Source organism: Streptomyces sp. NBC_00433 (genome assembly GCA_036015235.1).
In the GTDB taxonomy this organism is placed as follows: Bacteria; Actinomycetota; Actinomycetes; order Streptomycetales; family Streptomycetaceae; genus Actinacidiphila.
The window spans coordinates 7,905,826-7,925,948 of sequence record CP107926.1 but is presented as its reverse complement, the minus strand read 5'-3'; the positions used below and the strand labels follow the sequence as shown (position 1 = coordinate 7,925,948).

Here is a 20,123-nt window from a genome sequence, read left to right as displayed (position 1 = left end):
CTCGCCGGAGGGGAGCCGCGGGCCCCGCCGCGGGGACGGGGGCACCCGGGTGCGCTTATTCGTTCCGGCTCGCCGTCAGGCGGCTGGCGTGGTCCTGCAAGGAGCAGACGCCGATGTCGCCACTGGTCAGGGCGTCGATGCCCTGGACAGCGGCGGCGAGGGCCTGGACCGTGGTGAGGCAGGGGATGCCGCGGGAAACCGCGGCGGTGCGGATGTCGTAGCCGTCGAGGCGACCCCCCGTGCCGAACGGGGTGTTGACGATGAGGTCGACCTCGCCCTCGTGGATGAGGGTCACGATCGTCGGCTCGCCGGCTGGACCGACGCCCTCCGACTGCTTGCGCACAGCTCGGGCCTGGATGCCGTTGCGCCGCAGGACCTCCGCGGTGCCCGAGGTGGCCAGCAGTTCGAAGCCGTGCTCGATCAGCGCGCGGGCCGGGAAGATCAGCGCGCGCTTGTCGCGGTTGGCGACCGAGATGAAGGCGCGGCCCTTGGTGGGCAGCGCACCGTACGCGCCGGCCTGGGACTTGGCGTAGGCGGTGCCGAAGACCGCGTCGATGCCCATGACCTCGCCGGTGGAGCGCATCTCCGGGCCGAGGATGGTGTCGACGCCGCGGCCCTGGACGTCGCGGAAGCGGCTCCAGGGGAGTACGGCCTCCTTGACCGAGATCGGCGCGTCCAGCGGCAGGGTGCCGCCGTCGCCGGTGGCGGGCAGCATGCCCTCGGCGCGCAGTTCGGCCACGGTGGCGCCGAGCGAGATGCGGGCCGCGGCCTTGGCGAGCGGCACCGCGGTCGCCTTGGAGGTGAAGGGGACGGTACGGGACGCGCGCGGGTTGGCCTCCAGCACGTAGAGGATGTCCCCGGCGAGCGCGAACTGGATGTTGATCAGGCCTTGGACGCCGACGCCCTTGGCGATGGCCTCCGTCGAGGTGCGCAGCCGCTTGATGTCGTGGCCGCCGAGCGTGATGGGCGGCAGGGCGCAGGCCGAGTCGCCGGAGTGGATGCCGGCTTCCTCGATGTGCTCCATGACGCCGCCGAGGTAAAGCTCGTGGCCGTCGTAGAGGGCGTCGACGTCGATCTCGATGGCGTCGTCGAGGAAGCGGTCGACCAGGACCGGGCGGTCGGCGCCGATCTCGGTGGACTCCGCGATGTACGACGCCAGGCGGGTCTCGTCGTAGACGATCTCCATGCCGCGGCCGCCGAGCACGTACGAGGGCCGGACCAGGACGGGGTAGCCGATCTCGTCGGCGATGGCCTTGGCGCCGGGGAAGGACGTGGCGGTGCCGTGCTTGGGGGCGGGCAGGCCCGCCTCGGCGAGCACCCGGCCGAAGGCGCCGCGGTCCTCGGCGAGGTGGATGGCCTCGGGCGAGGTGCCGACGACGGGCACTCCGTTGTCCTTGAGCGCCTGCGCCAGGCCGAGCGGGGTCTGGCCGCCGAGCTGGACGATGACGCCGGCCACGGGTCCGGCCTGGGTCTCGGCGTGCACGATCTCCAGGACGTCCTCCAGGGTGAGCGGCTCGAAGTAGAGCCGATCGGAGGTGTCGTAGTCGGTGGAGACGGTCTCGGGATTGCAGTTGACCATCACGGTCTCGTACCCGGCGTCGTGCAGCGCGAAGGAGGCGTGCACACACGAGTAGTCGAACTCGATGCCCTGGCCGATCCTGTTGGGTCCTGAGCCGAGGATGATCACGGCCGGTTTCGTCCGGGGCGCGACCTCGCTCTCCTCGTCGTAGGACGAGTAGAAGTACGGGGTGTCGGCGGCGAATTCGGCGGCGCAGGTGTCGACGGTCTTGTAGACCGGGCGGATGCCCAGCGCGTGCCGCACCTCGCGGATGACGTCCTCGCGCAGGCCGCGGATCGCGGCGATCTGGGCGTCGGAGAAGCCGTGCCGCTTGGCGTCGGCGAGCAGTTCGGGGTCGAGCCGGTCGGCCGCGGCGAGCGCCTCGGCGTGCTCGTGGATGAGGAAGAGCTGGTCGACGAACCAGGGGTCGATCCGGGTGGCGGTGAAGACCTCGTCCTGGGTGGCGCCCGCCCTGATCGCGGCCATCACGGTGTTGATCCGGCCGTCGGTGGGGATGCCGGCCAGCGCCAGCAGCTCGTCCTTGTCGCCGGGCTCGCCGGTGAAGTCGAACTGCGAGCCCTTCTTCTCCAGCGAGCGCAGCGCCTTGTTGAGCGCCTCGGTGAAGTTGCGGCCGATGGCCATGGCCTCGCCGACGGACTTCATGGTGGTGGTCAGCGTGGAGTCGGCGGCCGGGAATTTCTCGAAGGCGAACCGCGGCACCTTCACGACCACGTAGTCGAGGGTCGGCTCGAAGGACGCCGGGGTCTTCTCGGTGATGTCGTTGGGGATCTCGTCCAGGGTGTAGCCGACGGCGAGCCTGGCGGCGATCTTGGCGATCGGGAAGCCGGTGGCCTTGGACGCCAGCGCCGAGGAGCGGGAGACACGGGGGTTCATCTCGATGACGATGACCCGGCCGTCCTCGGGGTTGACGGCGAACTGGATGTTGCAGCCGCCGGTGTCGACGCCGACCTCGCGGATCACGGCGATGCCGATGTCGCGCAGCGTCTGGTACTCGCGGTCGGTGAGGGTCATCGCCGGGGCGACGGTGATGGAGTCGCCGGTGTGGACGCCCATCGGGTCGAAGTTCTCGATGGAGCAGACGACCACGACGTTGTCGTGCCTGTCGCGCATCAGCTCCAGCTCGTACTCCTTCCAGCCGAGGATGGACTCCTCCAGGAGCACCTCGGTGGTCGGCGAGAGGGTCAGGCCCTGGCCGGCGATGCGGCGCAGCTCCTCCTCGTCGTGGGCGAAGCCGGAGCCGGCGCCGCCCATGGTGAAGGAGGGGCGGACCACGACGGGGTAGCCGCCGAGGGTGCCGACGCCGGCTAGCACGTCGTCCATGGAGTGGCAGATCACCGAGCGGGCGGACTCGCCGTGGCCGATCTTCGCGCGGACCGCCTCGACCACGCCCTTGAACAGCTCGCGGTCCTCGCCCTTGTTGATGGCCTCGACGTTGGCGCCGATCAGCTCGACGCCGTATTCGGCCAGGGTGCCGTCCTCGTGCAGCGAGATCGCGGTGTTGAGCGCGGTCTGGCCGCCGAGGGTGGGCAGCAGGGCGTCGGGGCGCTCCTTGGCGATGATCTTGGCGACGTATTCCGGGGTGATCGGCTCGATGTAGGTGGCGTCGGCGATCTCCGGGTCGGTCATGATCGTGGCCGGGTTGGAGTTGACCAGGATCACCCGCAGGCCCTCGGACTTCAGGACCCGGCAGGCCTGGGTGCCGGAGTAGTCGAACTCGGCGGCCTGGCCGATGACGATCGGACCCGAGCCGATGACCAGAACGGACCGGATGTCGGTGCGCTTAGGCACGCTGGGCCTCCATGAGCTGAGTGAAGCGGTCGAACAGGTACGCGGCGTCGTGCGGGCCGGCGGCGGCCTCGGGGTGGTACTGGACGCTGAAGGCGGGCCGGTCGAGCAGCCGCAGGCCTTCGACCACCTGGTCGTTGAGGCAGACGTGGCTGACCTCGGCGCGCCCGAAGGGGGTGTCGCTGACCCGGTCGAGCGGGGCGTCCACGGCGAAGCCGTGGTTGTGCGCGGTGACCTCGACCTTGCCGGTGGCGCGGTCCTGCACGGGCTGGTTGATGCCGCGGTGGCCGTACTTGAGCTTGTACGTGCCGAAGCCGAGCGCCCGGCCGAGCAGCTGGTTGCCGAAGCAGATGCCGAACAGCGGGGTCCCGCGGCCCAGCACCTCGCGGATGACGGTCAGGTCGGCGGTGGCGGGGTCGCCGGGGCCGTTGGACAGGAAGACGCCGTCGGGGGCGACGGCGTAGACGTCCTCGGCGGTCGCGGTGGCGGGCAGCACGTGCACCTCGATGCCGCGTTCCGCCATCCGGTGCGGGGTCATGCCCTTGATGCCGAGGTCGAGCGCGGCGACGGTGAAGCGCTTCTCGCCGATGGCGGGGACGACGTAAGGCTGTCCGGTGGCGACCTCGCCCGCCAGGTCGGCGCCGGTCATCTCGGGGGCCTGCCTGACCCGGGCGAGCAGGGTGCCCTCGTCGGCGAGCGCGGCGCCGGAGAAGATGCCGACCCGCATCGCGCCGCGTTCGCGCAGGTGCCGGGTCAGGGCGCGGGTGTCGATGCCGCTGATGCCGACGACGCCCTGCGCGGTCAGCTCGTCGTCCAGCGAGCGCCGCGAGCGCCAGTTGGACGGCACGCGCGCGGGGTCGCGTACGACGTAGCCGGCCACCCAGATGCGCGACGACTCGGGGTCCTCGTCGTTGACACCGGTGTTGCCGACGTGCGGGGCGGTCATGACGACCACCTGGCGGTGGTAGGAGGGGTCGGTCAGGGTCTCCTGGTAGCCGGTCATGCCGGTGGAGAAGACCGCCTCGCCGAAGGTCTCCCCCACCGCTCCGTAGGCGCGGCCGCGGAAGGAGCGGCCGTCCTCCAGGACGAGTACGGCGGGTGCGGTGGCCGCCCGGGCGGAGGTCGTCATTGTGCGCCTTCCTTCTCGTGTTGCCTGGTGCCCGGCCTGGTGTCGGTGAAGACGACGACGCTGTCGCCACTGAGCCGGTTGATCTGCTCGGCCCAGGCCGGGTGCTCCGCGGCACGGTCGGAGCGGAAGCCGGAGTCGATGAGGGTGCCGCCGTGCTCCCAGGTGACGACCAGCAGGCCGCCCTCGGTGAGCACCTTGCCCGCGATGCCCTTGTCGAGCCGGGCGCCGCGCAGGGCGGCGGCGGGGACGAAGAAGCCGGGGGCGCCGGTGCGGTCCACGTCCAGGCCCTCGGCGGTGAGGGTGAGCGCGGCCCGGCTGCGTACACCGAGGCCGTGGGCGACGATCCGGTCCAGCCACTGCCCGGCGGTGGTGCTGCCGTGGTAGCGGCCTTCCGCCGACAGCAGGGGCTCGCCGGCGGCCTGCGGTGCCTGCGGGAGGTCGGGCAGGCCGCCCTGGAGGGTGCGGCGCCACTGCCAGCCCTGCCGCATCAGCCAGTAGACCAGGCCGATGACCAGGAGCAGGCCGACGATCCAGCCGATCCTGTCGGTCCAGTCGGTGACCTTCGCCGAGTGCTTCCCGCCGTCCTGTGCGGCGGCGAGTGCGGTGGCGAGCTGCGTGGCAGGTGTCATGCGAGCTTCCCGTCCATGACCGTGGCGCGGCCCCGCAGGAAGGTGGCGACGACGCGGCCCGGCAGCTCGCGGCCCTCGTAGGGGGTGTTGCGGCTGCGGGAGGCGAAGCCCGCGGGATTGACCACCCCACGGTATGCGGGATCGAGCAGCACCAGATTCGCGGGCTCGCCTACGGCGACCGGGCGGCCGTGCCCGGCGAGCCGGCCGATGGCGGCGGGGCGGGCCGACATCCGGTCGGCGACGCCCGCCCAGTCCAGCAGGCCGGTGTCGACCATGGTGTGCTGGACCACCGACAGCGCGGTCTCCAGGCCGACCATGCCCATGGCGGCCGCGGCCCACTCGCAGTCCTTGTCCTCGTGCGGGTGCGGGGCGTGGTCGGTCGCGACGCAGTCGATGGTGCCGTCGGCGAGCGCTTCGCGCAGGGCCAAGACGTCGGCCTCGGTGCGCAGCGGCGGGTTGACCTTGTAGACCGGGTTGTAGGAGCGGACCAGCTCGTCGGTCAGCAGCAGGTGGTGCGGGGTGACCTCGGCGGTGACGTCCCAGCCCTTGGACTTGGCCCAGCGGACGATCTCGACGGAGCCCGCGGTGGACAGATGGCAGATGTGCACCCGGGAGCCGACGTGGGCGGCCAGCAGGACGTCGCGGGCGATGACCGACTCCTCGGCGACCGCGGGCCAGCCGGTCAGGCCCAGCTCGCCGGAGACGGTGCCCTCGTTCATCTGGGCGCCCTCGGTGAGCCGCGGCTCCTGGGCGTGCTGGGCGACGACGCCGTCGAAGGCCTTCACGTATTCCAGCGCCCTGCGCATGATGACGGCGTCGTCGACGCACTTGCCGTCGTCGGAGAAGACCCGCACCTGGGCGGCGGAGTCGGCCATCGCGCCCAGTTCGGCGAGCTGCCTGCCCTCCAGGCCGACGGTGACGGCGCCGACCGGCTGCACGTCGCAGTAGCCGGACTCCTTGCCGAGCCGCCAGACCTGCTCGACCACGCCCGCGGTGTCGGCGACCGGGAAGGTGTTGGCCATGGCGTGCACGGCGGTGTAGCCGCCCGCGGCGGCGGCGCGGGTGCCGGTCAGCACGGTCTCGGAGTCCTCGCGGCCGGGCTCGCGCAGGTGGGTGTGCAGGTCGACCAGGCCGGGCAGCAGGATGTGTCCCGCGGCCTCGACGACGGTGGCGCCGGGTGCTTCGAGGGCCGCGCCCACCGCGGTGACGGTCTCGCCGCCGATCAGCACGTCCTGGACGGCGCCGCCGAGGATCTTCGCCCCGCGGATCAGGATCTCGCTCATGGTTACTTGCTCTCCTCGGTGCGGGCGCTGTCGGATCGGTCGGTGCTGATGGCCGGCTCGGAGCCGCCCAGCAGCAGGTAGAGCACCGCCATCCGGGTGCTGACGCCGTTGGCGACCTGCTCGACCGCGGTGCAGCGCGGGGAGTCGGCGACCTCGGCGGTGATCTCCATGCCGCGGTTCATCGGCCCGGGGTGCATCACGATGGCGTGCTCGGGCAGCGCCGCCATCCGCAGGCCGTCCAGGCCGTAGCGGCGGGCGTACTCGCGCTCGGTGGGGAAATAGGCGGCGTTCATCCGCTCCCGCTGCACGCGCAGCATCATCACGGCGTCGGACTTCGCGAGCACCGCGTCGAGGTCGTACGACACCTCGCAGGGCCAGGTCTCGACGCCGATCGGCAGCAGCGTCGGCGGCGCCACCAGGGTGACCCTGGCGCCCAGGGTGGTCAGCAGATGGACGTTGGAGCGGGCGACCCTGCTGTGCAGGATGTCGCCGACGACGGTGACCCGGCGGCCCTCCAGGTCGCGGCCGACACCGGACAGCCGGCGGCGCATGGTGAAGGCGTCGAGCAGGGCCTGGGTGGGGTGCTCGTGGGTGCCGTCGCCGGCGTTGACGACCGAGGCGTTGATCCAGTCGGAGGTCGCCAGGCGGTGCGGGGCGCCGGAGGAGTGGTGCCGGATGACGACGGCGTCGGCGCCCATCGCCTCCAGGGTCAGCGCGGTGTCCTTGAGGGACTCGCCCTTGGACACCGAGGAGCCCTTGGCCGAGAAGTTGATCACATCGGCGGACAGCCGCTTGGCGGCCGCCTCGAAGGAGATACGGGTCCGCGTCGAGTCCTCGAAGAACAGGTTGACGACGGTACGGCCGCGCAGGGTCGGGAGTTTCTTGATCGGCCGGTCGGCGACGCGGGCCATCTCCTCGGCGGTGTCGAGGATCAGCAGGGCGTCGTCACGGGTGAGGTCGGCGGCCGAGATCAGGTGGCGCTTCATCGGGGTCTCCGGGGGTGCTGGGGGCCTGGCGGGGCGGCGAGCGGGCATGCGGGCGCGCGGGACCCCTGGCCGGGGTCGTGGCACGGCGGAGCTACTCGTCCGCGGCCCTGCCGGTGCGCGCGCCCGCGCCGGGCTCGCGCTGGCCGAGCAGGACGCTGTCGCGCCCGTCGTGCTCGGCGAGCAGGACCCTGACGGTCTCGCGCTGCGAGGTCGGGAGGTTCTTGCCGACGTAGTCGGCCCTGATCGGCAGCTCGCGGTGACCGCGGTCGACCAGCACGGCGAGCTGCACCGCGCGGGGGCGGCCGATGTCGTTGAGCGCGTCCAGGGCGGCGCGGATGGTGCGGCCGGAGAACAGGACGTCGTCCACCAGGACGACGAGCCGGCCGTCGATGCCGTCGCCGGGGATGTCGGTGGCCGCCAGCGCCCGCGGCGGGTGCAGCCGCAGGTCGTCGCGGTACATGGTGGTGTCGAGCGAGCCGACGGCGGCCTCGCGGCCGGTGATCTCGGCGAGCTTGCCGGCGAGCCGGCGGGCCAGGAACACCCCTCGGGTGGGGATGCCCAGCAGCACCACGTCGTCGGCGCCCTTGGCGCGCTCGACGATCTCGTGGGCGATACGGGTCAGGACCCGGGCGATGTCGGGCGCTTCGAGCACCGGGCGGTCCTGCGGTCCTGCTGTCATGCGGTCGTCGACCATGGGTCGGGGACCTCCTTCCCCGCCTCACGGGACGGTGTTAAAGGACGTCGGGCGTACGGCATCACGGTATCAGGTGACACAGACCACGCAGGTCAGGGACCGGTCGGACCCTTTCGGCTTGACGAGCACGGATTACGCTGCGTAACCTCACAGTGAGTCACCGAGTTTCCGTCCGGGGAGCCATATGTCCAGCGATTACGCCAAACAGCTCGGAGCCAAGCTCCGCGCCATCCGCACGCAGCAGGGCCTTTCTCTGCACGGTGTCGAGGAGAAGTCCCAGGGCCGCTGGAAGGCAGTGGTCGTGGGGTCGTACGAGCGCGGCGACCGTGCCGTGACCGTGCAGCGCCTCGCCGAGCTAGCCGACTTCTACGGCGTGCCCGTTCAGGAACTGCTGCCGGGCACGACCCCCGGCGGGGCCGCTGAGCCGCCGCCGAAGCTCGTGCTCGACCTTGAGCGCCTCTCCCAGGTCCCGCCGGAGAAGGCCGGGCCGCTGCAGCGTTACGCGGCCACGATTCAGAGCCAGCGCGGCGACTACAACGGGAAGGTGCTGTCGATTCGGCAGGACGATCTTCGGACGCTGGCCGTGATCTACGACCAGTCGCCGTCGGTCCTGACCGAGCAGCTCATCGGGTGGGGCGTCCTCGACGCCGACGCCAGGCGGGCCGTCCAGCACGACGACAACTAGCGTTCCGCTTTTTCCGGAACCTGCAGAAACGTCCCGCCGCCCGGGGCGGGCCACCCCTACCCCGGGGCGCCCGCCCCGGGCGCCCCTTTTCCCAGGCGTGCCTTCACCTCGCGGCCCGGTGGGGGCCCAGCCACAGCGAACCGCAACGGTGAACGCCACAGCGAGAGGCAGCCACCCAGGGGCTCGGGGAACTGCGAGACAAGCCACCCACCGGGCCGCAGGCAAGCAACGGCACCGCACGGGGCGCCCCTTCCCCCCGGGGGGCCGGGGGGAAGGGGCGCCAGGGGGCGCTAGGCGGGCCCGGTAGGGGCGTAACCCGTGGGGCGGGTGGTGAAGGTCCCGCGGCCCTGCGTGCGAGCACGCAGGGCACTGGCGTAACCGAACAGCGCAGCCAGCGGCACCGTCGCCGTGACGACCGTGCTGCCCGCCAGGGCGACGGAGCCGCCGACCCGCGCGCGGCGGCCCGCGAGGTCGCCGAGTACGGCGCCCAGCGCAGCGTCCGGCACCGTGGCGGTGACCTCGACGACCGGTTCGAGCAACCGCATCGCGCAGGCGCGAAGTGCCGCCTGGAGCGCGAAGCGGCCGGCCGTGCGGAAGGCCATCTCCGAGGAGTCCTTCGGGTGGGTCGCCCCGTCCGTCAGCGTGACGCGCACGCCCGTGACCGGGTGGCCGCCCAGCGGCCCCTCGGCGAGCGCGTCCCGGCAGCCGTTCTCGACCGCCCGCACGTACTCGCGCGGCACCCGCCCGCCGGTGACGGTGGACGCGAAGGCGAAGCCGTCCCCGGCCAGCGGCGCCACGTCGATGACGACGTGGGCGAACTGCCCCGCCCCGCCGTCCTGCTTGACGTGCCGGTGGACGTGGCCGGTCACCCCGCGCAGCACGGTCTCCCGGTAGGCGACCTGCGGGCGGCCGACCGCGACCTGGATGCCGAGGGCGCGGCGGATCTTCTCCACCGCGACCTCCAGGTGCAGCTCGCCCATGCCGGCCAGCACCAGCTGCCCGGTCTCCCGGTCGGTGCGCACCGCGAGCGACGGGTCCTCCTCGACCAGCCGGGCCAGCGCGCCGACGAGCCGCTCGGTGTCGGCGTCGCGGCCGGCCTCGACGGCCATGGCGACGACGGGCGCGGCCACCGCGGGCGGTTCCAGGACCAGCGGGGCGTCCGGTGCGCAGAGCGTGGCGCCGGCCCGCGCGGCCTTGGGCCCGACCAGCGCGACGATGTCGCCGGCGACCGCCTGGTCCATTTCCGCGTGCCGGTCGGCCTGGACCCGCAGGATGCGGCCGACGCGTTCGTTCCTGCGCGTGCCGGCGTCCAGCACGGTGTCCCCCTTCCGCAGTGTTCCCGAGTAGATCCGCAGGTACGTCAGGCGCCCGGTGGCAGTGGCGCCGACCTTGAAGACCAGGCCGGCGAAGGGCGCCGCCGGGTCGGCGGGCCGCTCGGCGGGCAGGCCGCCCGCCGTGCCGCTGACCGCGGGGACGTCCAGCGGTGAGGGCAGGTAGGCGTTGACGGCGTCGAGCAGCGGCTCGACACCGCGGTTGCGGTAGGCGGAGCCGCACAGCACCACCACGGCCTCGCCGCCGCGGGTGAGGTCGCGCAGTGCCGTGGCCAGCGTCGCCGCGCTCACGGAGCCGCCCGCGCAGAATTCCTCCAGCGCGGCCGGGTGCATCTCCGCCGCCGTCTCCTCCAGCAGCCGGCGGCGCAGCCGCGCCTCGGCGAGCAGGTCGCCGGGCACGTCGCCGACGGTGTACGTGTCGGCGCCGTCGGCCCAGACCAGCGCACGCATCGCGAGCAGGTCGACGACACCGGTGAAGCCGTCCTCGCGCCCGATCGGCAGCTGGACGACCAGCGGCACGGTGTGCAGCCGCCGCCTGATGGAGCCGACCGCGGTGTCGAGGTCGGCGCCGGCCCGGTCCAGCTTGTTGACGAAGGCGATCCGCGGGACGGCGTACCTGTCGGCCTGCCGCCACACCGACTCGCTCTGCGGTTCGACGCCCGCGACGGCGTCGAAGACGGCGACGGCGCCGTCGAGAACGCGCAGCGAGCGCTCGACCTCGTCGGCGAAGTCGACGTGCCCGGGTGTGTCGATGAGGTTGACGCGGTGGCCGTCCCAGTCGCAGCTGACGGCCGCGGCGGAGATGGTGATGCCGCGGTCGCGCTCCTGCGGGTCGAAGTCGGTGACGGTGGTGCCGTCGTGGACCTCGCCGCGCTTGTGGATGGCGCCGGTGAGGTAGAGGACCCGCTCGGTGAGGGTGGTCTTGCCCGCGTCCACGTGGGCGAGGATGCCGAGGTTGCGGACGGCGGCGAGCGGGTTGGCGGTCTGGCGGTCGTGGGTGCTTCGCACGGCCCTGGGCCTTTCGGGATGATCAGGGAAAGGGGCGGGCGCGATTCCCCGGGCACACCGGTCCTGCGGTACCGGCCGGGAGCCGGCCTTCCAGCGGGTGTGTCAGGGGGTCCGGGGCCGGCCGCGCAGCCGGCGCCGGAGGCGCGAAGACACCAGGATCACCTCGTGCCGCGACGGGGGGACGACAGCAGCGGTGCGGTTGCGCACGGCCGGCTCCCCTCACTCGTCAACGGGCGTGCCGCACAAGGCTGTCGGCGCGCGATTCCACGGGGAGCGTAACCGGTCGCGGTGGGCGCGGCACCCGGTTTTCCGGTGGGCCGGCGGGCGCTCAGCCCGCGTACAGCCGGGAGACCACCTCGGGCAGCAGACGCTCCGTCAGGGGTGCGGGCAGCGCCTGGAGTACGGCGAGCACCGGCGCCATCCGCTGCGGGAGGCTGCCGTCGGCGCCGACCCCGGCGACCTCCAGGGCGAGGGCGACCTCGGCGGGGCCGAGGGTCGCGGGGTCGAGGGCGGCGGCGATCTCGGCGATGCCCGGGTCGACGGTGGCCGGGCCGAGGGCGCGGGCCCGGTCCACAGCGGCGGCGAGTTCGGCCAGCAGGTCGGCGATACGGGCCGGGTCGGCGACGGCCGCGGTCACCGTGAGGTGCACGTTCGGCGGCGAGCCTGCGTAGGCGGGCTGCGGCTGGAGGTACCAGCCGCGCAGCCGCATCTCGTCGGCGACCACGAAGGGGTCGAGCGCCGGGTCGTCGGCGGCGACCGCGACCAGCGAGGCGTCGGGTTCGCCGAGCACCCGCAGCCCGTCGATCCGGGCGATGCCGTCCACCAGCTGCCTGGTCGCCTCGTGCACCCGCCGGGCCAGCTCGACGTATCCGCTGGTGCCGACCTTGTGCGTGACCGCCCAGGCCGCGGCGAGCGGCCCCGCGGACTTGGTGCCCTGGAGCGTCGCGTTGACCACCGGGTAGCCGGGCCAGGAGGCGTGCGCGAACCAGCCGTGCCTGCGCAGTTCCGCGTCGCGGAAGAGCAGCACGGAGGCGCCCTTGGGGGTGTAGCCGTACTTGTGCAGGTCGACGGAGAGCGAGCTGACGCCGGGCACCGCCAGGTCGAAGGGCGGCGGCGGTGCGATGCCGTCGGCGAGCGCGCGGTGCCCGAGGTACCAGCCGCCGATGCAGGCGTCGACATGGCACAGCACGTCCCGCTCCGCGGCGGCGGCGGCGACCTCCCGCACCGGGTCGATCACGCCGTGCGCGTAGGAGGGCGCCGAGGCCACGACGAGGGCGGTGCGCGGGGTGAGGGCGGCGGCGACGTCCTGCGGCCGTACCCGGAAGGTGCCGGGGTCGACGGGGACGGTGACCGCGGTGAGGCCGAAGAGGGCGGCGGCCTTGTGGAAGGCGGCGTGCGCGGTCTGCGGCAGCACGATCTCGGGCGCAGCGACCCCGCGGGTCCTGGCGGCGTGCTCGCGGGCGGTCAGTACGGCGAGCAGGCAGCTCTCGGTGCCGCCGCTGGTGAAGGTGCCGGCGGTGGCGGGGCCGCCGCCGAGCAGCCGGGCGGCCTGCCCGACGATGTCGTTCTCCAGCGCGACGACGCTGGGGAAGGCGGTCATGTCCAGGCCGTTGACGCCGGCGAAGGCGGCCTGGGCGCGGGCGGCCAGCTCGTCGAGCCCGGCGAGCCCGGAGTCGTAGACGTAGGCCATGGTGCGGCCGCCGCGCACCGGCAGGTCGGCGGCCCGCAGCCGGTCGAGCCGGGCCAGGATCGAGTCGTCGCCGCCGGGTCCCGCCACATGGTCCATGCGGCAGGAATCTAGGCCAGGACCCGCGGCGGACACCAGGCCCGAAGCAGAATATTGTTCACCTTCTGCTGTCGGGCCTGGTCAAGGGGCACGGTGCGGGTGGCTACCGCGGCAGTGTCGGCTTCAGCTCCATCAGCTTGCCGAGCAGGCCGTTGACGAACGACGGCGACTCCTCCGTGGAGAACTCCTTGGCGAGCTGCACCGCCTCGTCCAGCACGACCGCGTCCGGGACGTCGTCCTCCCAGATCAGCTCGTAGGCGCCGAGCCGCAGCACGTTGCGGTCCACCACCGGCATGCGGTCCAGCGCCCAGCCCACCGCGTGCGCGGACAGCAGGTCGTCGATCGGCGCGGCATGTGCCGTGTACCCCTCGACCAGCTGCATCGTGTACTCGGTGACCGGCGGCTGCCGGTCGTCGGTCCGGGCGAGCCGGATCCAGTCCGCCATGACGGTCACCGGGTCTGCACCCCGCTGTTCCGCCTCGAAGAGGATCTGGAAGGCACGCTTGCGGGCCTTGTTCCGGGCAGCCACGGTTAGCTGTTCACCCGGCCGAGGTAGTCGCCCGTACGGGTGTCGACCTTCACCTTTTCACCCGTGGTGATGAACAGCGGGACACCGATCTCGTAGCCGGTCTCCAGCCGCGCCGGCTTGGAGCCGCCGGTGGAGCGGTCGCCCTGCACACCGGGCTCGGTGTACTCGATGACCAGCTCGACGGAGGCGGGCAGCTCGATGTAGAGCGGCGCGCCCTCGTACATCGCCACGACGGCCTCGAAGCCTTCGAGCAGGTAGTTGGCGGCGTCGCCGACGACCTCGGGGGTGACCGTGATCTGGTCGTAGGTCTCGGTGTCCATGAAGACGAAGTCGGTGCCGTCCTTGTAGGAGAACTGCATGCCGCGCTTGTCGACGTTGGCGGTCTCGACCTTCACACCCGCGTTGAAGGTCTTGTCGACGACCTTCCCGGAGAGCACGTGCTTCAGCTTGGTGCGCACGAAGGCGGGGCCCTTGCCGGGCTTGACGTGCTGGAACTCGACTACGGTCCAGAGCTGGCCGCTGTCGAGCTTGAGCACGAGGCCGTTCTTGAGGTCGTTCGTGGTGGCCACGGTTGCGGAATCTCCTGAAAGTGCTGCTTCGGGGACCGCGGAGACCCGCGCCCGTCACAGGGCGAGGAGTTCCTTGGTCGTGATGGTGAGTAGCTCGGGCCCGCCGTCCGCCAGGGGGCGTACGACGAGTGTGTCGTCGATGCGGACGCCGCCGCGGCCCGGAAGGTGGACCCCCGGTTCGACGGTGACCGGCACGCAAGCGTCCAGTTTACCCATGGCCGCAGGTGACAACTGAGGGTCCTCGTCGATTTCCAGGCCCACACCGTGCCCCGACCACTGCGCCACCCCGTCCCCGTGCCCCGCGGCGACCAGCGGCTGGCGGGTCGCCCGATCGACGTCCCGGCAGGCCACACCGGGTGCCAGGGCCTCACGGCCGGCCCGCTGGGCGTTGAAGACCAGGTCGTACAGATCGATCTGCCAGCCGGCCGGAGCCGTACCGATCACGAAGGTGCGGCCCACCTCGCAGCGGTAACCGCGGTAGCACGCGCCGAGGCGGACCGTGAGGAAGTCGCCCTCCTCGACCCGCCGGTCGGTCGGCACGTGCCGGGCCGTCCCGGAGTGCGGGCCGGTGCCCACGGAAGTGGGGAAGGCGGCGCTGTCGGCGCCGTGGTCGACCAGCCGCCGCTCCAGCTCCAGCGCCAGGTGCCGTTCGGTGCGGCCGACCAGGATCGACTCCAGCAGCTCGCCGAGCGCCTGGTCGGCGATCTCCGCGGCTATCCGCAGCGCGGCGATCTCGTGCTCGTCCTTGACCAGCCGCAGCTGCTCGACGGCTCCGCCGAGGTCGGACAGCAGCAGGGCGTCCGCCACCGAGCCGATGGCGCGGTGGCGCGCCACGGTGAGGTGGTGCTCCTCGACGGCGAGGGAGTCCGCGTGCTGCTCCCGGGCCAGTGTCGCGGCGGCGACGGCCGCGTCGCCGTCGGGCGACGCCAGCACCGTCGAGCGCAGGTCGTCCGGGTCGGCCTCGCCCTGGTCGTCCGGCGGCGGCCGCAGATGCACGAGGGTGTCCTCGGGACCCGGCCCGACGAGCAGCGCGGACCCGGGCGGCGCGCACCCGGCCAGATACCGTACGTTCGCCGGCCGCGTCACCAGCGCGGCACCCAGCCCTGCCGCCGCGCACCGCTCGCGCAGCCGGTCCCTGCGGGTCGCATGCACCTCGGCCATGCCGTGAGCTTATGGCGCCCACCCTCCCTCCGCCCCTTTTCGGCGCCCCGGAGGGTCGCGTCCCCTCCCCCGGGCACGGGGGGTGTGCGGTTCCCCCTGCGCAGGGGTGCCCTTCGGGGCGCCTGGGGCTGCCCGCTCAGCCCTCCATCGGCTGGTGGTCCGGAGCGAAGGAGATGGGGGTACCCCCGGGCGAAGCTCTGGGGGAGGACCGGACAGCCGCTTTCGGACGGTGACGACGTGCGGCTTGCCGACGGCTGAGCGCGCAGTTCCCCGCGCCCCTGAGGGGCGCCCTCTGCGCGTCCGGGGGCGTCACCAGACCGGGGGGCCCTGGATGCTGCGGGCCACGACGCGGTCGAGGGCCGCGGCGGCCGCGGCGACGTCGAGGTGGGAGTTGTCGATGATGGGGAGGCCCGATCCGTACCAGCCGGCCATGCGCCCGTGGATACGGGCGACCTCCTCGTCGGAGAGCCGCCGGTTGCCGGTGCGCTCGGCATTGCGGGTGAGGACGATGTCCAGGCCGGGCAGCAGGACCACCGGGAGCAGGCCGGGGCCGACGTGCCGCTTCCAGCCGCCGAGGCCGACCGCGGGGCGGTCGGGGAAGACGGCGTCGTCGATGATGCAGGACACGCCGTTGGCCAGGAAGCTGCGGGCCGCGAAGCCGCAGGTGCGGCGGGCGAGGCGATACTGCGCCTCGGAGTGCTCGTTCCACCCGGCCTGCGGGTCGGCGAAGCCGGCCCGGACCCATTCGCGTACGTCGTCGAGGCTGATGTGCGCGGTCGGGGCGCCCCGGTGGTCCGCCCAGTGCCGGGCGATCGTGGTCTTGCCCGCGCCCGCGGCGCCGATCAGCAGGACGGCCACCGGGCCGTGCGCGCCGCCGGACAGCGAGCCGTTGCCTTCCGGCGCGGGCATCTGCACGGGGGCCGCCGCGGGCAGCGGGAAGTGCCCGGTGACGCTTACGACGGGCGGCGTCGGCCCCCCGCCGGGCTGCGGCGCCCCCACAGCGTGCTGCATGTCGGCCGACTCCATCTCGTGCGGTGTGCGCTGCCGCGCGGGTTGACATGGAACGGTACCGTCCCCGTGCGTCCTTTGGTGAACGCCCGGGAATCCTCCCGAGTGCCCACGCGCTCCGCGCGGGAGGGTTCGCCCTTTCCGGGCGCGGGGGTTCCGCGCTTCCCCTCCGGCAAGGGGGTGCCCTTCAGGGGCGCGGGGAACTGCGCGACCAGCCCTCGACAAGCCGCACGTCGTCACCGACCCGAAAGGGCTCTTCGGTCCGCTCCGGACCACCGGACGGTGGCTGGTTGCTCGCGCCGCTCCCCGCGCCCCCGGGGTGGTGCCGGTCCGTCGACACACAACGGCAAGTGGTTGAACGCACCCAAGCGGCGCCAGCCGCAGATCGGATACAGCCCCGCGCCCCCGGATGGTGCTCTCTGCGGCAGACAGCGCCCCTCAGGGGCGCGGGGAACCGCGCGACCAGCCCGCGACAAGCCGCACGTCGCCACCGACCCGAAAGGGGCTGATCGGTCCGTGCCGGACCACGGGCCGGTGGGTGGTTGCGCCCCTGGGGGGCACCCTCCCGGGGCGTTGGCTAGGACGGGGTGGGGGTGGACAGGGACTGCAAGGCCAGGCGGTAGGAGGCGAGGCCGAAGCCTGCGATCGTGCCGGAGGCCACCGCGGCGATGACGGAGGTGTGGCGGAAGGCCTCGCGGGCGTAGGGGTTGGAGATGTGGACCTCGATGAGCGGCGCCGTGCGCTGGGCCGCTGCGTCGCGCAGGCCGTAGGAGTAGTGCGTGAAGGCACCCGGGTTGAGGACGACGGGGATGCGGCCGTCGGCCGCTTCGTGGAGCCAGCCGATCAGTTCGGCCTCGTCGTTGGTCTCGCGGACCTCGACGTCGAAGCCGAGGTCGGCGCCGACCTTGCGGCACTCCTCGACGAGGCCCGCGTAGGACGTGGAGCCGTAGACGTCGGGCTCGCGGGAGCCGAGGCGGCCGAGGTTGGGGCCGTTGAGCACCAGGACCGGGCGGGTCACGCGGACACCTCCCCGTAGGCGGCGAGCAGGACCGCCGGGTCGGGGCCTTCGAGGACCGTGGGCTTGCCGAGGCCGTCCAGGACGATGAAGCGCAGCAGGTCGCCGCGGGACTTCTTGTCGACCCGCATGGTCTCCAGCAGCCGGGGCCACTGGTCGCCGCGGTAGGTCAGCGGCAGGCCGACCGCGCCGAGGACGGCGCGGTGGCGGTCGGCGGTGGCGTCATCGAGGCGGCCGGCGAGCCGGCCCAGCTCCGCGGCGAAGACCATGCCGACGGAGACGGCGGCACCGTGCCGCCAGTTGTAGCGCTCGTTCTTCTCGATGGCGTGCGCCAGGGTGTGGCCGTAGTTGAGGATCTCGCGGGGCCCGGACTCCTTGAGGTCGCTGGAGACGACCTCTGCCTTGACGCGGATCGCGCGTTCGATCAGCTCGGCGGTGTGCGCGTACCGCGGGCTGCGGGCGGCCTGCGGGTCGGCTTCGATGAGGTCGAGGATCACCGGGTCGGCGATGAAGCCGGCCTTGATGATCTCGGCGAGGCCGCTGACGTAGTCGTGCTCGCCGAGCGAGTCGAGTGCGGCCAGGTCGCAGAGCACTCCGGCGGGCGGGTGGAAGGCACCGACCAGGTTCTTGCCCTCGGCGGTGTTGATGCCGGTCTTGCCGCCGACGGCCGCGTCGACCATGCCGAGCACGGTGGTGGGGACGGCGATCCAGCGCACCCCGCGCAGCCAGGTCGCGGCGACGAAGCCGGCCAGGTCGGTGGTGGCGCCGCCGCCGACGCCGACGATGACGTCGGTGCGGGTGAAGCCGGTCTGGCCGAGTGCCTTCCAGCAGTAGGCGGCGACCTCGGCGGTCTTGGCCTCCTCGGCGTTGGGCAGCTGGATGGTGATCGCCTCGTAGCCCTGCTCCGCGAGGTCCTCGCGTACCGCCTCGCCGGTGCCGGCCAGCGCCTCGGGGTGCAGTACGGCGACCCTCCCCTTACCTGCGGCGGGGGGACCCCCAGCCTTCGATCCGATCAACCCGGGCAGTTCGCCGAGCAGTTGGTGGCCGATCAGTACGTCGTAGGCCTGCGTGCCCGCGGTGCCCGCGACGGTGATGCGGACGGGGGGCGCGGTCTGGGGACGGTTCTCGCTCATGCGTCCTTCAACTGGAGTGCGTGGAGGACGGCTTCGGCCACGTCCTCGGGGGTGCCCTCGTCGGTGCCGACGACGACCCTGGCGACCTCGGTGTAGAGGGGGCGGCGCTTTTCCATCAGGTCGCGCCAGCTCTGCCGGGGGTTGACCGCGAGCAGCGGGCGTGGCGCGTCGAGGCCGACCCGGCGGACGGCCGCGTGCAGGCCGACGTCGAGGAAGACCACCGGCAGCCCGCGCAGCAGCGCCCGGGTGGTCTCGTCCATGATCGCGCCGCCGCCGAGCGACAGCACCCCGCCGTGGCCGGCGAGCGCGTCCCGGACGGCGGTGCGCTCCAGATCGCGGAAGTGCGGCTCGCCCTGGTCGATGAAGATGTCGGGGATGGGGCTGCCCGCGGCCGCCTCGATGTCGGCGTCGGTGTCGCGGTAGCCGACGCCGAGCCGGTCGGCGAGGATGCGGCCGACCGTGGTCTTGCCCGCTCCCGGCGGCCCGACGAGGACGACGGCCGGGGGGCCGGCGGGGGCGGTCACCGGACGACCAGGTGGTCGAGGTAGCCGCGGACGCTGCGCCGGGTCTGTGCGACGGAGTCGCCGCCGAACTTCTCGGCGACGGCGTCGGCGAGCACCAGGGCGACCATGGCCTCGGCGACGATGCCCGCGGCGGGCACCGCGCAGACGTCGGAGCGCTGGTGGTGGGCCTGGGCGGCCTCACCGGTGGCGGTGTCGATGGTGGCCAGCGCGCGCGGGACGGTCGCGATGGGCTTCATCGCGGCGCGCACCCTGAGCAGTTCGCCGGTGCTCATGCCGCCCTCGGTGCCGCCGGAGTGGCCGGAGGCGCGGCGGACGCCGTCGGGGCCCGGCAGGATCTCGTCGTGCGCCTGGGAGCCGGGGACGCGGGCGAGGTCGAAGCCGTCGCCGACCTCGACGCCCTTGATGGCCTGGATGCCCATCAGGGCGCCGGCGAGCCGGGAGTCGAGCCTGCGGTCCCAGTGGACGTGCGAGCCGAGGCCGACGGGCACGCCGTAGGCGAGGACCTCGACGACACCGCCGAGGGTGTCGCCGTCCTTGTGCGCCTGGTCGATCTCGGCGACCATCGCCTCGCTGGCGTCCGGGTCGAAACAGCGCACCGGGTCGGCGTCGAGCCTGGCCTCGTCGCCGGGCACCGGCAGCACGCCGTACGGGGCCTTGGCGCCGGCCAGCTCCACCACGTGGGAGACGATCTCGATGCCCGCGGTCTCCTTGAGGTAGGAGCGGGCGACCGCGCCGAGTGCGACCCTGGCCGCGGTCTCGCGGGCGCTGGCGCGCTCCAGCACCGGGCGGGCTTCGTCCAGGTCGTACTTCTGCATGCCGGCGAGGTCGGCGTGGCCGGGGCGGGGCCGGGTCAGCGGCGCGTTGCGTGCCAGGCCGGCGAGGATCTCGGGGTCGACCGGGTCGGCGGCCATCACCTGCTCCCACTTGGGCCACTCGGTGTTGCCGACCATCACCGCCACCGGGCTGCCCATGGTGAGCCCGTGCCGCACACCGCCGAGGAAGGTGACCTCGTCGCGCTCGAACTTCATCCGCGCGCCGCGACCGTAGCCGAGCCTGCGCCGGGCGAGCGCGTCGCCCACCATCTCGGTGGTGACGGGCACTCCGGAGGGCAGCCCCTCCAGCGTCGCGACGAGTGCGGGGCCGTGCGACTCCCCCGCGGTCAGCCAGCGCAACCTGCTCAACGGTGCTCCCTCGAAAACGCCCTGCCGTCTCTCGCTTCGATCCTCCCACGTTTCCCCCGGCCGCCAGGACCGGCGTCCAGGGTGCGGGACGCGGCCCGGGGCGTGCGG

Annotated in this window: 17 protein-coding genes; 1 reads left to right on the top strand and 16 read right to left on the bottom strand. The window is 73.1% G+C overall.

Features of this window, described 5'->3' with window-relative positions:
- Positions 1-55 precede the first annotated feature (55 nt).
- From carB to pyrR, 6 genes are all read right to left on the bottom strand, one after another.
- Positions 56-3,367: a carbamoyl-phosphate synthase large subunit gene (carB, locus tag OG900_34320; GenBank protein ID WUH94727.1), complete on the bottom strand. Its 3,312-nt coding sequence runs from the start codon at positions 3,365-3,367 to the stop codon at positions 56-58.
- Positions 3,360-4,493: a glutamine-hydrolyzing carbamoyl-phosphate synthase small subunit gene (gene carA, locus OG900_34315; GenBank protein ID WUH94726.1), complete on the bottom strand. Its 1,134-nt coding sequence runs from the start codon at positions 4,491-4,493 to the stop codon at positions 3,360-3,362. Before carA ends, carB begins: the two co-directional genes overlap by 8 nt.
- Positions 4,490-5,122, bottom strand: a complete 633-nt coding sequence (locus OG900_34310; GenBank protein WUH94725.1) for a hypothetical protein — start codon at positions 5,120-5,122, stop codon at positions 4,490-4,492. The genes carA and OG900_34310 overlap by 4 nt, the downstream gene beginning before the upstream one ends.
- Positions 5,119-6,405, bottom strand: a complete 1,287-nt coding sequence (locus OG900_34305) for a dihydroorotase (GenBank protein WUH94724.1) — start codon at positions 6,403-6,405, stop codon at positions 5,119-5,121. Before OG900_34305 ends, OG900_34310 begins: the two co-directional genes overlap by 4 nt.
- A gap of 2 nt (positions 6,406-6,407) precedes the next feature.
- Positions 6,408-7,391 carry an aspartate carbamoyltransferase catalytic subunit gene (locus OG900_34300; protein ID WUH94723.1) on the bottom strand — a complete coding sequence of 328 codons (984 nt, stop codon included), beginning with the start codon at positions 7,389-7,391 and terminating at the stop codon, positions 6,408-6,410.
- A 91-nt stretch (positions 7,392-7,482) separates the two neighbouring features.
- Positions 7,483-8,070, bottom strand: a complete 588-nt coding sequence (gene pyrR / locus OG900_34295) for a bifunctional pyr operon transcriptional regulator/uracil phosphoribosyltransferase PyrR (GenBank protein WUH96021.1) — start codon at positions 8,068-8,070, stop codon at positions 7,483-7,485.
- Between the two features lie 199 nt (positions 8,071-8,269).
- On the opposite strand from pyrR, the gene bldD reads away from it, so the two are divergent.
- The gene (gene bldD, locus OG900_34290) at positions 8,270-8,770 is read left to right on the top strand and encodes a transcriptional regulator BldD (protein WUH94722.1); all 501 of its coding nucleotides are present in this window, start codon (positions 8,270-8,272) and stop codon (positions 8,768-8,770) included.
- A 290-nt stretch (positions 8,771-9,060) separates the two neighbouring features.
- Here bldD and fusA read toward each other — a convergent pair whose 3' ends face one another.
- From fusA to aroC, 10 genes are all read right to left on the bottom strand, one after another.
- Positions 9,061-11,109, bottom strand: coding sequence for an elongation factor G (fusA, locus tag OG900_34285; GenBank protein WUH94721.1), 2,049 nt, complete (start codon positions 11,107-11,109; stop codon positions 9,061-9,063).
- A gap of 328 nt (positions 11,110-11,437) precedes the next feature.
- On the bottom strand, positions 11,438-12,895 hold the full coding sequence (locus tag OG900_34280) for an aminotransferase class V-fold PLP-dependent enzyme (protein WUH94720.1): 1,458 nt from the start codon (positions 12,893-12,895) through the stop codon (positions 11,438-11,440).
- A 103-nt stretch (positions 12,896-12,998) separates the two neighbouring features.
- The gene (nusB, locus tag OG900_34275) at positions 12,999-13,424 is read right to left on the bottom strand and encodes a transcription antitermination factor NusB (protein WUH94719.1); all 426 of its coding nucleotides are present in this window, start codon (positions 13,422-13,424) and stop codon (positions 12,999-13,001) included.
- A 2-nt stretch (positions 13,425-13,426) separates the two neighbouring features.
- Complete coding sequence (gene efp, locus OG900_34270) at positions 13,427-13,993, bottom strand: elongation factor P (protein WUH94718.1); 567 nt, start codon at positions 13,991-13,993, stop codon at positions 13,427-13,429.
- 54 nt (positions 13,994-14,047) lie between these two features.
- The gene (locus OG900_34265) at positions 14,048-15,154 is read right to left on the bottom strand and encodes an aminopeptidase P family protein (GenBank protein ID WUH94717.1); all 1,107 of its coding nucleotides are present in this window, start codon (positions 15,152-15,154) and stop codon (positions 14,048-14,050) included.
- A 309-nt stretch (positions 15,155-15,463) separates the two neighbouring features.
- Entirely contained in the window at positions 15,464-16,165 is a 702-nt protein-coding gene (locus tag OG900_34260; protein WUH94716.1) for an ATP-binding protein, read from the bottom strand.
- A 574-nt stretch (positions 16,166-16,739) separates the two neighbouring features.
- On the bottom strand, positions 16,740-17,180 hold the full coding sequence (locus OG900_34255) for a 3-dehydroquinate dehydratase (GenBank protein WUH94715.1): 441 nt from the start codon (positions 17,178-17,180) through the stop codon (positions 16,740-16,742).
- Entirely contained in the window at positions 17,177-18,310 is a 1,134-nt protein-coding gene (gene aroB / locus OG900_34250) for a 3-dehydroquinate synthase (GenBank protein WUH94714.1), read from the bottom strand. Before aroB ends, OG900_34255 begins: the two co-directional genes overlap by 4 nt.
- Positions 18,307-18,834, bottom strand: coding sequence for a shikimate kinase (locus tag OG900_34245; GenBank protein WUH94713.1), 528 nt, complete (start codon positions 18,832-18,834; stop codon positions 18,307-18,309). Before OG900_34245 ends, aroB begins: the two co-directional genes overlap by 4 nt.
- Positions 18,831-20,015 (bottom strand): chorismate synthase, encoded by a 1,185-nt coding sequence (gene aroC / locus OG900_34240; GenBank protein WUH94712.1) that lies wholly within the window; start codon positions 20,013-20,015, stop codon positions 18,831-18,833. Before aroC ends, OG900_34245 begins: the two co-directional genes overlap by 4 nt.
- Between the last annotated feature and the right edge of the window lie 108 nt (positions 20,016-20,123).

Bases quoted from the DNA above. Each gene is read 5' to 3' on its own strand.
- OG900_34300 (WUH94723.1), bottom strand. From the start codon at position 7,391: ATGAAGCGCCACCTGATCTCGGCCGCCGACCTCACCCGTGACGACGCC.
- pyrR (WUH96021.1), bottom strand. From the start codon at position 8,070: ATGACAGCAGGACCGCAGGACCGCCCGGTGCTCGAAGCGCCCGACATC.
- bldD (WUH94722.1), top strand. From the start codon at position 8,270: ATGTCCAGCGATTACGCCAAACAGCTCGGAGCCAAGCTCCGCGCCATC.
- carA (WUH94726.1), bottom strand. From the start codon at position 4,493: ATGACGACCTCCGCCCGGGCGGCCACCGCACCCGCCGTACTCGTCCTG.
- OG900_34260 (WUH94716.1), bottom strand. From the start codon at position 16,165: ATGCAGCACGCTGTGGGGGCGCCGCAGCCCGGCGGGGGGCCGACGCCG.
- OG900_34310 (WUH94725.1), bottom strand. From the start codon at position 5,122: ATGACACCTGCCACGCAGCTCGCCACCGCACTCGCCGCCGCACAGGAC.
- aroB (WUH94714.1), bottom strand. From the start codon at position 18,310: ATGAGCGAGAACCGTCCCCAGACCGCGCCCCCCGTCCGCATCACCGTC.
- OG900_34305 (WUH94724.1), bottom strand. From the start codon at position 6,405: ATGAGCGAGATCCTGATCCGCGGGGCGAAGATCCTCGGCGGCGCCGTC.
- OG900_34265 (WUH94717.1), bottom strand. From the start codon at position 15,154: ATGGCCGAGGTGCATGCGACCCGCAGGGACCGGCTGCGCGAGCGGTGC.
- OG900_34280 (WUH94720.1), bottom strand. From the start codon at position 12,895: ATGGACCATGTGGCGGGACCCGGCGGCGACGACTCGATCCTGGCCCGG.